Source organism: Vibrio sinaloensis DSM 21326 (assembly GCF_000189275.1).
GTDB lineage: Bacteria > Pseudomonadota > Gammaproteobacteria > Enterobacterales > Vibrionaceae > Vibrio > Vibrio sinaloensis.
This window is the reverse complement of sequence record NZ_AEVT01000079.1, coordinates 1-13859: the sequence shown is the minus strand read 5'-3', so window position 1 is coordinate 13859 and position 13859 is coordinate 1. Positions and strand designations below refer to the sequence as shown.

Annotated in this window: 11 protein-coding genes and 2 tRNA genes; 6 read left to right on the top strand and 7 right to left on the bottom strand. The window is 46.3% G+C overall.

Annotation, left to right across the window (positions count from 1 at the left end):
- Window positions 1–61: 61 nt before the first annotated feature.
- The 3 genes from hemE to RH45_RS14070 all read left to right on the top strand — a co-directional run bounded on the left by hemE (window position 62) and on the right by RH45_RS14070 (window position 2939).
- Window positions 62–1129: a uroporphyrinogen decarboxylase gene (gene hemE / locus RH45_RS14080; RefSeq protein ID WP_008078224.1), complete on the top strand. Its 1068-nt coding sequence runs from the start codon at window positions 62–64 to the stop codon at window positions 1127–1129.
- Window positions 1130–1235: 106 nt separating this feature from the next.
- Window positions 1236–1871 (top strand): TetR/AcrR family transcriptional regulator, encoded by a 636-nt coding sequence (locus RH45_RS14075; RefSeq protein ID WP_008078222.1) that lies wholly within the window; start codon window positions 1236–1238, stop codon window positions 1869–1871.
- A gap of 99 nt (window positions 1872–1970) precedes the next feature.
- Window positions 1971–2939, top strand: coding sequence for a DHHA1 domain-containing protein (locus tag RH45_RS14070; protein ID WP_008078220.1), 969 nt, complete (start codon window positions 1971–1973; stop codon window positions 2937–2939).
- A 57-nt stretch (window positions 2940–2996) separates the two neighbouring features.
- On the opposite strand, the gene RH45_RS14065 is transcribed toward RH45_RS14070, so the two are convergent.
- The 7 genes from RH45_RS14065 to rsgA all read right to left on the bottom strand — a co-directional run bounded on the left by RH45_RS14065 (window position 2997) and on the right by rsgA (window position 12794).
- Window positions 2997–4133, bottom strand: a complete 1137-nt coding sequence (locus RH45_RS14065) for a murein hydrolase activator EnvC family protein (protein ID WP_008078219.1) — start codon at window positions 4131–4133, stop codon at window positions 2997–2999.
- 151 nt (window positions 4134–4284) lie between these two features.
- A complete protein-coding gene (gpmM, locus tag RH45_RS14060) occupies window positions 4285–5817 on the bottom strand; it encodes a 2,3-bisphosphoglycerate-independent phosphoglycerate mutase (RefSeq protein ID WP_008078218.1) in 1533 nt (510 codons plus the stop codon).
- Between the two features lie 249 nt (window positions 5818–6066).
- Window positions 6067–6954: a DMT family transporter gene (locus tag RH45_RS14055; RefSeq protein ID WP_008078217.1), complete on the bottom strand. Its 888-nt coding sequence runs from the start codon at window positions 6952–6954 to the stop codon at window positions 6067–6069.
- Window positions 6955–7028: 74 nt separating this feature from the next.
- Entirely contained in the window at window positions 7029–8909 is a 1881-nt protein-coding gene (locus RH45_RS14050) for a methyl-accepting chemotaxis protein (protein WP_008078216.1), read from the bottom strand.
- Window positions 8910–9168: 259 nt separating this feature from the next.
- On the bottom strand, window positions 9169–10584 hold the full coding sequence (locus tag RH45_RS14045; RefSeq protein WP_008078215.1) for an SLC13 family permease: 1416 nt from the start codon (window positions 10582–10584) through the stop codon (window positions 9169–9171).
- Between the two features lie 172 nt (window positions 10585–10756).
- Window positions 10757–11629: an archaetidylserine decarboxylase gene (gene asd, locus RH45_RS14040; protein ID WP_008078214.1), complete on the bottom strand. Its 873-nt coding sequence runs from the start codon at window positions 11627–11629 to the stop codon at window positions 10757–10759.
- Window positions 11630–11738: 109 nt separating this feature from the next.
- Window positions 11739–12794 carry a small ribosomal subunit biogenesis GTPase RsgA gene (gene rsgA, locus RH45_RS14035; RefSeq protein WP_008078213.1) on the bottom strand — a complete coding sequence of 352 codons (1056 nt, stop codon included), beginning with the start codon at window positions 12792–12794 and terminating at the stop codon, window positions 11739–11741.
- Window positions 12795–12907: 113 nt separating this feature from the next.
- On the opposite strand from rsgA, the gene orn reads away from it, so the two are divergent.
- The 3 genes from orn (at window position 12908) to RH45_RS14020 (ending at window position 13830) form a co-directional block, all read left to right on the top strand.
- Complete coding sequence (gene orn, locus RH45_RS14030; protein WP_008078212.1) at window positions 12908–13453, top strand: oligoribonuclease; 546 nt, start codon at window positions 12908–12910, stop codon at window positions 13451–13453.
- Window positions 13454–13632: 179 nt separating this feature from the next.
- A tRNA-Gly gene (locus tag RH45_RS14025) sits at window positions 13633–13708 on the top strand.
- A gap of 45 nt (window positions 13709–13753) precedes the next feature.
- Window positions 13754–13830, top strand: a tRNA-Met gene (locus RH45_RS14020).
- The last annotated feature ends 29 nt before the right edge of the window (window positions 13831–13859 follow it).

Sequence of the window (13859 nt, the reverse complement as noted above, 5' to 3'; positions counted from 1 at the left end):
GAGTCAAACAGTGTTAGAATAGCGCTCACAAAAAGTGAGTCTAAAGAATCGGAAAAACGGAATGACTGAATTAAAAAATGATCGTTACCTGCGTGCCCTGCTGAAAGAGCCAGTAGATTACACTCCAGTATGGATGATGCGTCAGGCAGGTCGATACCTTCCAGAATACAAAGCTACGCGTGCTGAAGCCGGTGATTTCATGTCACTGTGTAAAAACGCTGAGCTCGCGTCAGAGGTGACTCTACAGCCTCTACGTCGTTTTCCTCTAGATGCTGCGATTCTATTCTCTGATATTCTAACTATCCCAGACGCAATGGGTCTTGAGCTACGTTTTGCGGCGGGTGAAGGTCCAGTATTTGATAAGCCAATCACCTGCAAAGCGGACGTTGAAAAAATCGGTATCCCAGATCCAGAAGGCGAGTTGCAGTATGTGATGAATGCTGTACGTCAGATCCGTAAAGATCTGAATGGCGAAGTGCCACTGATTGGTTTCTCTGGTAGCCCGTGGACACTAGCAACTTACATGGTTGAAGGTGGTAGCTCGAAAGCGTTTACTAAGATCAAAAAGATGATGTACGCAGAGCCACAAACGCTACACCTGCTACTGGATAAGCTAGCAGACAGTGTTATCGAGTACTTAAATGCGCAGATTAAAGCGGGTGCTCAATCCGTTATGGTGTTTGATACTTGGGGTGGGGTGCTTACACCACGTGACTACAACCTGTTCTCATTGCAATACATGCACAAAATCGTGAACGGTCTGATCCGTGAAAACGATGGTCGTCGTGTTCCAGTAACCCTATTCACTAAGAATGGTGGTATGTGGCTAGAGCAAATCGCAGCAACTGGGTGTGATGCGGTAGGTCTAGATTGGACGATCAACATTCAGGACGCTGTGAAGCGTGTTGGCGATAAAGTTGCCCTGCAAGGCAATATGGATCCATCTATGTTGTATGCGTCGCCAGAGCGTATCCGTGAAGAGGTAGCAACCATCCTTGAAGGCTTTGGTGATGCTGGTACTGGTCATGTGTTCAACCTTGGCCACGGTATTCATCTGGATGTTCCGCCAGAAAATGCGGGTGTGTTTGTCGAAGCGGTCCATGAGCTTTCCAAGCCATACCACAAATAACTAAGTAATGTATTGAAAGCGCCTGATATGACCAGGCGCTTTTTTGTTATAGGTTACACTAGCCGTTATACTTTGATTAAGTAATAGAAAAGGGTACGGAAAAATAATGAAGACACGCGACAAGATAGTGCTTGCTGCATTGGAGCTATTTAATCAACACGGTGAGCGCAATATCACGACCAACCATATCGCGGCACATATCGACATCAGTCCGGGCAACCTTTATTACCACTTCCGTAACAAGCAAGAGATCGTTCGTGAAATCTTCGCCTTGTACTCGAATGAGCTACTAGAGCGCTTCACTCCAATTCAGGGGCAGCAAGAGAGTTTAGTCATGCTCAAGCATTACCTTGATTCAATCTTTAACTTGATGTGGAAATACCGTTTTTTCTACGCAAACCTACCTGAAATCTTGCAGCGTGATGAGCAGTTGCATGATGAATATATTCAAGTTCAAGAGAAGCTGCAGACGAACTTAATCAACATTATGCGCTCGTTTGTCGGGTTAGAGCTGTTGCAGGTAGAAGAAAATGAGATGAAACCATTAGTGACGACGCTGCACCTTATCGCATCGAGTTGGCTGGGCTACCAAGCCGCCATGTCGCCGAAGACTCAAATCACCGAGCAGGTGATCCATCAAGGGATGCTGCAGATGATTTCGGTTGTGAAGCCTAAAGCCACTGAATCAGGTCTTGAGCAGCTACAGTTACTTGAAGATGGGGTGAAAGCTTTGCACGCTTAGCGACTCTTGGTAAAGCAACCTATCTTATAACTAATTAAAATTGTTCCAATTTTATTAACCCATTAGAGTATTGAGAGATAGTCTAATGGGTTTTGTTTTATGCACTATGATGTTTTTAATGGTGATGCTGACGGTATCATCGCGTTATTGCAGCTGAGACTGGCTGAACCGAAGGAGTCAACGCTCGTGACTGGCGTTAAGCGGGATATCGAGCTACTCGAGAGCCTCAATGTGAGGCCTGGGGATACCGTCACCGTCTTAGATATCTCGATGGAGAAAAACAAAACCAGCCTGGAGAGATTACTCTCCTCGGGAGCACGCGTGTTCTATGCTGACCATCACAAATCAGGAGCTATTCCAGAACATAACGACCTGAATGCGCACATTAACTTGGATGCTAATATCTGTACTGCGTTAATCGTCGATCAGTTATTGGGAGGTCAATATCATAACTGGGCTATTACAGCGGCCTATGGTGATAACCTAATCGCTAGGGCGGATGAGCTTGCCGATAAAGTAGGTCTGAGTAAGAGTGAGCAAGCTCAGCTAAAAGAGCTAGGCACACTGATTAACTACAATGGTTACGGCACGGATATCAGTGATCTGCACTATACACCAGCGGAGCTGTTCCATGCTCTTTTGGCCTACGATGATCCTTTTGCAGTCATTGCTGATCCAGACTCCCCTTATTACACTTTGCAGACGGCTTATCAGCAAGACATTGCCACCGCTTTATCGGTCAAACCCTACTATCAAAGTCAGCGGCTAAGCGTCTTTGAGCTGCCTGATGAGGCTGCGTCACGGCGAATTAGTGGTGTCTATGGCAACTTACTCGCGAATCAAACTCCAGACTCTGCACATGCCGTCCTAACGCGCAACCAAGACGGTAACTACACCGTCTCTTTACGAGCCCCTCTCAACAATAAACAAGGAGCAGGAGATATTTGCTCGATGTTTGCAACAGGGGGCGGACGTGCGGCAGCAGCAGGAATAAACTCGCTAACCCAATCTGAGCTGGCTAGGTTTATTCAAGCCGTTGAAGAGTATTACGATTCGTCGCAGCTTTAGATAAGTTAGCTTGCTCGAACAGGCTTTTACACCTGTCCGATTGAGTGTCAATGCGGACTAGCGTTTTAGCCAACTCTTAGGGTTCTGAGTTTTGCTGTTACGGCGGATCTCAAAGTAGAGTGAAGGTCTAGACTGGCCTCCGGTGTCGCCAGCGAGCGCAATGGTTTCTCCGGATGAGACTTTGTCTCCCTCTTTTTTGAGTAGGCTTTGGTTAAATCCATAAAGGGTCATGTCGCCTTTACCGTGGTCGAGCAGGACAACTAAGCCGTAACCGCGTAGGTAATCGGCAAACACAACAGTGCCTGAGTAAACGGCTTTAACGGATTGACCATAGTTGGCGTTAATGACCATGCCTTTCCAGCTGAGCTGACCCGTTTGCTTACTGCCGTAGTTATGTAATACACGCCCTTTAAGCGGCCAAGGCAGTTTGCCTTTTTGGCGAGCTATTCCATTCATCGGCACGGCATTGCGTTTCGCAGCTTTGGCAATTTCTGCCTTTAGGCGAGTTTCGTTGCGTTGCAGCTCTGATAGGTACACCTTGTCGTTGGAGATACTCTTGCGAATCTTTGAGACGGTACCTTTACGCTGAGACTGGGTTTTTGCTAGCTTGTCGCGTTTTTGGGTTTGCTGATTGAGCAGTTCATTAATTTGCGCTTGTTCTGACTTGAGCTGTTTTTCACTCAGCTCCAGTTGTTCGACAGTGGTTTCTAGCTCTTTGATGGTGGCTGCTCTTTGCTTGGCTAGATACTGGAAATACTGACTCATACGATCCTCTTCTACGCCTTGATTTAATAGGTTAGAAGAGGATTTTGCACGCTGGGTCACGTAGTAGGTTTGGATTAGCTCGGCCAGCTTATCGCTTTGTGCTTGCTTTTTTTCGTCAAGAGCTTTGATTTTTTTATGTAAATTGTCGATGTTGCGATTAGTCTGCGCTAAGGATGCTTTGGTTTGCTTAATCTCTTTTTCTAAGCGCGTAATATTGGTTTCTTGATTACGTAGAGACTTCTGTAGCTCGTCGAGTTTTTTCTTTTGCGAGGTCAGAGACTGCTTTTGGCGAGAGATTTCGCTGCTGACACCTTTGAGCTCTGTATTGGATGCCGCATAAGTAACAGGAAGTGAACAAGTGATAAGGATTAACCCAAGCGCGCAGAGAGTCTTGTACGCTAAAATTTTCCTTGGTTGAGTCACAGGCATGGTTCCTATACGAGCTAAGTCTTTGAGAGAAAGCCAGTATACCCAAACAATTTCGGTATACGAAAGGGGAATGTAAAAAGTTGCTTGTAACCGGACTCGCATCAATAAAAAGCCCGAGCTATGCTCGGGCTTTTCAACTCTTTCTGGTTGGTTACTTAACCAGAACTTCACCTGTCATTTCAGCAGGGATTTCTAGACCAACAAGAGAAAGCATTGTTGGAGCAAGATCAGAAAGCTTACCGCCTTCTTTAAACTCTACGTCTTTTTCACCAACGTATACAAGTGGTACCGGCAGGTTAGTGTGAGCAGTGTGCGTGCCGCCTGTCTCTGGGTCGACCATCATTTCCGCGTTACCGTGGTCAGCCGTAATCAGCATCTGACCGCCGACTTCTTCGATAGCCGCCGTGACTTTAGCCACACACTCATCCATTGCTTCAATGGCTTGTACAGCAGCTTCGTAAACGCCAGTGTGACCAACCATATCTGGGTTAGGGTAGTTACAGATGATGGTGTCGTACTTACCAGATTTGATAGCTGCAACCATCTTCTCAGTCAGCTCTGCAGAGCTCATTTCAGGTTGAAGATCGTAAGTGGCTACTTTTGGAGAAGCAACAAGTTGACGCTCTTCACCTTCGAACTCGTTCTCAACACCGCCGTTGAAGAAGAAAGTCACGTGCGCGTATTTCTCTGTTTCAGAGATACGTAGCTGAGTTTGACCTTGCTTAGATAGCCATTCGCCGTAAGTGTTCTCTAGAGATGCTGGTGGGAATGCGATAGCTAGTGGGATGTCCGCTGCGTACTGAGTTAGCATTACGAAGTTGATTGCTGGGAATACCGCGCGCTCAAAGCCATCAAATGCAGGTACGAACGTACGAGTGATTTGACGAGCACGGTCAGCACGGTAGTTCATGAAGATTACAGCATCGCCATCAACGATTGCTGCGTCTTCTTGACCTTCCGCTTTGATCGCTGTTGCTTTAACGAATTCGTCGTTTTCTTCACGAGCGTAAGCGGCTTCTAGACCAGCAACGGCTGAATCGAAAGTGAATTCTGCTTTCGCTTGAGTAAGAAGATCGTATGCAACTTGAACACGATCCCAGTTGTTGTCACGGTCCATAGCGTAGTAACGACCAACCAGAGAAGCCACACGGCCTTTGCCTAGCTTAGCGAATAGCTCGTCAAAGCGTTTTAGCGAGTTTTCTGCGCTGCGTGGTGGCGTGTCACGGCCGTCTAGGAAGCAGTGTAGGTAAATTTTCTCAGCGCCACGTGCTGCTGCCATTTCAACGGCTGCGTAGATGTGGTCTTCGTGAGAGTGTACGCCACCTGGAGACATTAGACCCATGATGTGTACTGCTTTTTCAGCGTTAACTGCTGAGTCAATCGCTTCAACTAGAGCCGGTGTTTCTGCAAACTCACCGTCAGTGATAGACTTTGTGATGCGAGTCAGGTCTTGGTATACCACGCGACCAGCACCGATATTTGTGTGACCAACCTCAGAGTTACCCATTTGACCGTCAGGTAGGCCAACATCCATGCCAGAAGCAGAGATTAGAGTGTTTGGTTTGTTAGCAAACAGGCTATCAATAAAAGGAGTTTTCGCATTTGCGATCGCGTTGCTTGCTGTATCTTCACGGTGACCGTAACCGTCAAGAATAACTAGAGCCATTGGCTTCTTAGCTGACATAGTAATGACCTCGTCAAATTTCAAAGTAACTTTGGAAACAAAATTAGCGTAATTTTACTACACTTTTTAACCAAAACTGTAGGTTAAGATCAAATATTGTTTGCGAAAGAGTGTTGTTATCTTTCACCTTGCTAACAGTGCGTGCAATCACTGTGTGTAAATTTTGGTGTGTTTTATGACTCTATTCTCTTCACTAAGACTGAAAAAGAAAGTCGGATTCACCAATTGTTGTAATAGGCTAATGTGGAGTTAGCTAACCAAAATACCAGTGCCGATTACGGCAACAATCGCACCTAACCAAGCAAATCGATTAGGGCGTTTGCCTGAGTAGACCCAAAGTATAGGTAATAACATGATAGGCGTGGTAGAGGACAGCAAGGCCACCATACCGACATTTCCCTCTTGAAGGGCGTACAAGATCAGAGTCATCCCGACTGCCATCGCCAAGAAACCGTTGACCGCGGTAATCGCAAAGATCTTTTTCGTCATCGGTTGAGTTGCTCTCGCTAACTTAGCTCCAGTAAAAAAGAATACGCAGTGAGCGGCAAAGGCTGTCATCATACGCATCGCTGAGGCTGCAACAGGGTCGATGGCCGTTTGCATTACCGGTTTGGCGATGATCCCGCCTAATGCTTGGCATAATGCAGCCAGTAAACCTAATCCGACACCGATCCAAATATTACCTTTTACAGTTTCGAGTTGATTGGCACTTTGGCCTTTACGACCAAAGAAAATCGCGGTTAAAACGCCGGCAAAAACCAGCATAGAGCCGAGTAGCTCTAAATGGGTCATGGTTTCACTAAATAGAAAGTAGCCTAAGATTGCAGAGAAGACCGCATGACAGGAGAATAACAGGCCGGCTTGTCTGGGGCCCATACGGTTTAAGCAGGCGAATAGCGCGGTATCACCGATAAAGATACCGATAACCCCAGAAAGCATCATGGCAGCAATCGCAGAGCTTTCTACACTGGACCAGCCTCCCGTCACCCATGCCATTGAGCCAAGTATGACGGAGGTGCACCCCATTCGCCATCGACTGTAAGCAAATGTGCCAAGGTGTTGTGCAGGTACAACCGAGAGTAAACTAGCGACTGCCCAGAGAAATGCAGCCGCTAAGGCCAGCCATTCGAAGCCCATTAACACTATTTCCTTGTGAATTGGGAAAACTAATGGCTGACAATATGCATGAAAATGGTTTCAAAACAAAGTGATTAAACTTTGAATCGTCCGACCTCCATCCGCATGTTTTCTGCTGAATCTCGCATGTTGTTAGCACTTTCACTGCTCTGAATGGTCTGTGAAGCCAACATATCTGACGCATCCTTGATACCTTGCGTATTGCGACTAATATCTTCACTCACAGCCCGTTGCTCCTCGGCAGCACTAGCAATTTGCAATGCCATATCGTTAATTTCATTAATGGCAGATGTAATCGTATGAAGGCTTTGCGAAGCTTGTTGTGCGTAGTCGACGCTAGTGTCTGCCAACGAAGTACTCGCCTGCATACTGGTAACCGCAAGTTTGGTGTTGTTTTGCAGCGTTTCAATCATATTGCGGATTTCTTCCGTTGAACCATGAGTTCGTTGGCTCAACACCCGTACTTCATCTGCGACAACGGCAAAGCCACGCCCTTGTTCTCCCGCACGGGCTGCCTCAATTGCCGCATTGAGTGCCAGTAAATTGGTTTGTTCAGCAATTTCCTGAATGGTCGACAAAATTTGATTGATGCTTTGCGTGTTGTTTTCTAGCTCGGAAATGATCCCGGAAGCTGAAGAGACTTGCTCGGCAAGATCGACAATGGCACTGCGATTTTTTTCGATAACAAGCTGACCATCTTGGCAAGCAGAAGCAGAACCTTGGGATGCCGTGGCAGTCAATTCTGCGTGGCTCGCGACTTCTGCGGCTGTTGCTGACATCTCGTGGATGGCGGTGGCGATTTGATTGACGTCATTTTGCTGAGTTTCGACTTGCTGAGACGCTTGTTGGGATAATTGGTTCGCTTGCTCTGCTTGGCCCGCGAGCTGCTCACTATGAGTGATGATGCTGGCTAGCATTGACTGCATTTGACTTAAAAATTGATTGACGTGTTGAGCTAGCTCACCGATTTCATCCATGCGACGAATTTCTATTCTCTGGGTGAGATCACCTTGTCCTTGTGCCAATTCTGAAAGTGCGCTCGACAAGGTTTGCAGAGGTTTTAGTAAACGTGTTACCACATAGGTACTGATCGAAGCGATGACTAAGTAAAGAATGATGGAGGCAATGGCAGTGAACTGAATTTGCTCAGACACGGAGGCAAAGGCTAACTCTTTATCTACCACGATGCCTAACGACCAGTCGGTTGATGGTACGTTGGCGACGAATATGAGTTTGTCACCTTGCTCAGGCCAAGCAATAGTCGAAATGAAGCCGGTATCGATCAGTTGACTGATCTTATTGGGGGTCAATACGGAGTTAAGTTGAGTAAGTGGTTGTTGGCTAAGCTTTTCGTCTTGGTAGGCAACGATGTTGTTGTTGCCATCGACCAAGAAAGTAAAGCCTTGATTATCGAGGCTAACATTGAGGACTTCATCGATGATGTTCGTGACTGTAAGGTCGGCGGCTAAGACACCATTTTGTTCGCCTCGAAATGCCTTGGCGAAGCTGATAACAATGCTGCCATCAAAATCTTGATAAGGCTCGGTAATAATGAGTCCACTCGCGGCCATTGCATCTTTGTACCATGGGCGCGAGCGAGGGTCATAGTCTGCTGGCCAATCTTCGGTCTTATCGCCATAAGCTATCGAGCCATCGGCAAAGCCCGCGTACACCGACAAAAAGTTTCCCGCACGCTTGGTAATGAGCATCTCTCTGTCAGCGTTGTTTGTCTCGAGAATGTTTTTCTCATTGGCTAGCATCATGTCGCTGCGGATCGCGAGCCAGTCCGAGATATAGCGTGAGGTTGCATGGCTGATGTTGGCCATTTCGCTATTGAGTGCGGAGGTGGTTTCTTGTTTTAGCTGGCTTACTGAAATCCAAGCTTGGACGCCGCTCACCACGGCAATAATGATTGCGATAGCAATTTGTATCTTGAGTTTTATGGTATTTTTCATTGCCTTTCCTTCAATAATTAGACAACAAACTAGAAATAAATGCTGGGTAGGGTAGGAGCTTAGATAAACCTTCTACCAAGCAGTAGAAACGTAAAGCTTTGTTCTGTGGCCGGTGCTTAATGTCGATGTTATAGAAAAGGCCAATGGATAATTTTGATCCATATTGTTATTCAGATAGTGGAATATGCCGTCTGGTATCACTTTTTAGCGGAAATGTGACTTCTTACCCACATCCTGGGGGTAAGAAGCCTCAGATGAATTAGGTAAGCAGTAGTGTCGCCAAGTAGACGATGGCTAAGCCAATGAGACCGATGATTAGGCCGGTTTTTGCCATATCTTTACTTTCGATAAGCCCTGTCGAGTAGGCCAGGGAATTCGGTGGTGTTGACACGGGAAGTATCATCCCTAATGAGGCTGAAAAAGCGACAACAACCAGTAGACCTTGCAGGCCTCCTACCGAAGCTAAGCTTTCCATTGAAGCTCCGATCGCAGCCGCAATTGGCATTAATAAGTTTGCCGTAGCTGTGTTAGACATAAAATTAGCCATTAACCAGCAAACGATTGAGAGGGTTAGGACGACGGCGATCGGAGAAAGAGCTTCATAGTCAATCGCGTGGGCGAGTGCCGCGGCTAAGCCCGTTTTATCCAAGCCAATACCAATTGCGATCCCGCCTGCCACTAGCCACAGTACATCCCAGTTGATCTGCTTAAGCTCAGGTTTGCCCATTATGCCAGTGAGAGTGAACACCGCTAAAGGAATGATGGACACGACATAGGTGTTCATCCCGTGCAGCTTTGTCGTCATCCATAGCAAAATGGTTGCCGCAAAGGTAACGTACACCACGATCGCGCGCCAGTTGCGCTGGAACTGGCCGTCTAATTTCAGTTTCATCGTTGCTTGGGATGAAGGAAAGAGCTTCTGTAGTAAAAACCAAGCGATCGTTAACTGAACAATGACGAAGGGTAAGCCCATCATCATCCAGCTCAAAAAGTCGATACTGTTTTCGCCGGTCAAGTACTGCAACGCGATGGCGTTAGGAGGCGTGCCTATTGGTGTGGCTATACCGCCAGTATTGGCCGCGATAGGGATACATAATACTAAGGCCTTGATGCCAAGATCCCCTTTTGGTGCCGATGCCACGATTGGACCAAGTAGCGCGAGCATCATGACCGTTGTTGCTGTGTTAGACATGAACATAGAGAACACAGCGGTAATCAACATAAGACCGAGCATAATAAACCTCGGCTGTTGACCGAATGGTTTAAGCAGTACTCGAGCAAGGTTGTTATCCAATTCGTACTTTGACGCTGCGATTGCTAACGCAAAACCACCCATAAATAGAATGATGATGGGCGATGAAAAGGCGCTAAATATGTCGGTGTATTGCATCAGTTCACCGAGCTCATGACCTGCTGGTGGATTGCGAAACAAGTGCAACCCTTTGTCGGAAATCATCACTAGCTCTAATGCAATGATCAAGATGGACGTAGCAAAGACAGGGACGGGTTCTAATACCCATAACAAGGCCGCGAGTAAGAATATAGCTAACAGACGGTGTTGGATCAGGGTTAAATCATCAATCGGTATAGCATCGATGGGCATGAATAGGACCATCAACGGCAAACTGAAGCAAATCAGCAGCTTAATTAGGATCCCATGGTCGATTTTTGGCATACAGTTATTAACCTTACAGCATAAGTATGACTGCTAGGATAATTTATAATCAAATGAGGGTCTTAGACTGAGATTGAAATTTTGCTAGTGGGTTAAAAATGTTGCAAAGGATTTGTTTTTGGTCAAAAAAAGCCCCGAAACATTCGGGGCTTTGCTCAGAATAAAATAGCGATTAGTCTTGGGCCACTGTTTTCGTGTGGGCATACGGAGTACCCATCACAGTCGCTTGGCCATTTTGCATGGTCTCGTCAAAGCTGATGGCATCTTTGGCAAACAAGTTGATAACCGTTGAACCAAGCTTGAATCGGCCCATCTCTTCACCTTTTTTCAGGGTAACCGCTTTATCGCCTTCTGCTGGGTAATCCCATTTGTAAACCGTATTGCCACGTGGTGGTGTAACTGTGCCAGCCCACACTTGCTCGATGCTGCCCACAATCGTTGCCCCCACTAACACTTGGGCCATAGGGCCGAATGCGGTGTCAAAAATGCACACTACGCGCTCATTACGAGCAAATAGATTCGGTACATTTTCTGCCGTTAAAGGGTTAACAGAGAATAAGTCACCCGGAACATAAATCATCTGGCGTAGCGTGCCGTCGCATGGCATATGCACGCGATGGTAATCGCGAGGAGACAAGTACAAAGTTGCAAACTCGCCATCGGCAAATTCTTCAGCCAAGGTTGCATCACCGCCAAGTAATTCTTGAGCCGTGTAGTCGTGGCCTTTAGCTTGGATCAATTTACCATCGGTAATTGGGCCAAATTGACTGACACATGCATCGGCTGGGTGAGTGATAACCTGTTCACCTTCCGCGATTGGGCGTGCACCTTCTTTTAGCTCACGGACAAAGAACTCGTTGAAAGTCTTAAAGTACGTTGGATCAGAATGAAGTGCTTCATCCATATTGACGTTGTACTGCTTGATGAACCAGCGAATGATCGCTGTGGTTAGACCGCCAGCTTTTGCTGAAGCCAGTTTACCGACTAAGCGGGTTAGACCGTGCTGTGGAATCCAGTACTGCAGTCCAACTTTAATCTTATCCATTGTGGTATTTCCAATGTTAACTAGATGTTGTTTACTTTTGGGCGCGAGATAGTACTCAAAAATCGGCCAAAAGTCAGTATAAAGGGTTGTATCACCGTTTGAAAAAACGTCACAGGTCTGCTTTTTTATTACGAGAATACTGTCGATTGGCTTTATTCTCACCCATGCTTTCTAAGATTTTGTGGTAGTTTTCAAAACGAATTTCGTTAATTTCACCTTTTTCCACAGCTTCAACGAGAATACAGCCTGGATCGTCTAGGTGTTTACAGTCGCGAAACTTACACCCACCTAGGTAAGGTTGAAATTCAACAAAAGCCTGAGTGACTTCTTCTGCTTCTAAGTGCCATAAGCCGAACTCGCGTACTCCTGGAGAGTCAATCAGATCGCCTCCCGTTGGGATGTGGTACAAGCGTGATGCAGTGGTTGTATGTTGACCTAATCCCGAGTTCTCAGAGATAGCTCCTTCCTCGACATTAAACTGAGGCATAAGTGCATTGACTAGGCTGGATTTGCCTACCCCAGATTGACCAACGAAGATATTGATGCGATCACCAAGCTCTGCCTCGAGTGCGGCAACACCTTCACCTGTCTGTTTACTCACAAATAGCACTTTGTAGCCGATACGTTCGTACTCAGCTAGCCATTGTTTGTATTGGGCCAATTGCTGTGCTTCAAGTAAATCGATTTTATTGAGCACAATCAAAGGGGCTATTTTTAACGTCTCTGCGGCAACGAGGTAGCGATCAATAATATTCAATGACAGTTCAGGCAGTACGGAAGAGACAATGATCATCTGATCGACGTTCGCGGCGACGGGTTTCAAACCGTCGTAGTAATCAGGGCGAGTAAGTACCGATGTTCGAGGCTCTACCGCTTCGACTACGCCTGAAATACCGTCCATAGACTCTAAACCTGCACGCCAGATCACCTTGTCGCCAGATACCAGAGATTCAATACCGCGACGAAGGTTGCAGCGATGGACTTCTCCACTGTCAATGTCTTCGATATCCGCGTGTTGGCCGAATCGGGTTATGACTAAGCCTTTTTGAGAGGAGCCCAACATAGACTCGTCCCATTGAATCGACTCTTCATTTTTCAACTTACGCTTTTGGTTGCTGCGTACGCGTCTTACTTGACCTTTGGTGAGCTTTTTTTTCTTTGCCACAGTTGTCTACTTAAATCTTTTGTCATCTTGGTGGATCCTCGTTGACAGCTATCTTGAGGATCGGAATTTGGGTATAGTACCTCTTTTAGCACAAAACCAATAGGCAACGATTTATGTCCTTTAGCGATCAAAACTTAATTTGGATGGATCTGGAGATGACCGGACTGGACCCGGAAACCCATAAAATTATTGAAATCGCAACCATTGTTACTGATAGCGAGCTGAACATTTTAGCTGAAGGACCTGTACTTGCCATTCATCAATCGGATGCAGAATTAGCCAAAATGGATGAGTGGTGCACCACTACGCACACTGGCAGTGGTCTAGTAGCTCGGGTAAAAGCTAGCCAAGTGACTGAGCAAGATGCCATTCGTCAGACAATAGAGTTTCTTGAAAAGTGGGTGCCAAAAGGTAAATCACCAATTTGTGGCAACAGCATTGGCCAAGATCGCCGATTCCTCTACAAGCATATGCCTGAGCTTGAAGAGTATTTCCACTACAGATATGTCGATGTAAGTACATTAAAAGAGCTTACTCGTCGCTGGAAACCTGAAGTTTTGGATGGTTTTTCGAAATCTGGTAGCCACTTGGCGCTTGATGATATTCGCGAGTCTATTGCTGAACTAAAATACTATCGCCAAACGATTTTTAGTATTTAAACTATTCTTAACTCCCTTCGGGTTACTGGGTGAAAAGTCGATATTAGAAGATAAAACATTCAGTTCTGTGTGCTTTTTCATCAAACGAAAAAAAAACGCCTTTTTTTTGCATGAAGGACTTGCATCACAAAAAAATGCTCTTATAATTCGCAGCCCTGAACGACGGAAACGTTGTTGATGCGACACTAGCTCAGTTGGTAGAGCGCAACCTTGCCAAGGTTGAGGTCACGAGTTCGAACCTCGTGTGTCGCTCCAAATTTAAAAGTCTTCATCGTACTTTAAACGGTGACACAATACGGACGCGGGGTGGAGCAGCTTGGTAGCTCGTCGGGCTCATAACCCGAAGGTCGTCGGTTCAAATCCGGCCCCCGCAACCAAATTTAATCAATAGCAATAGCTGTTGATA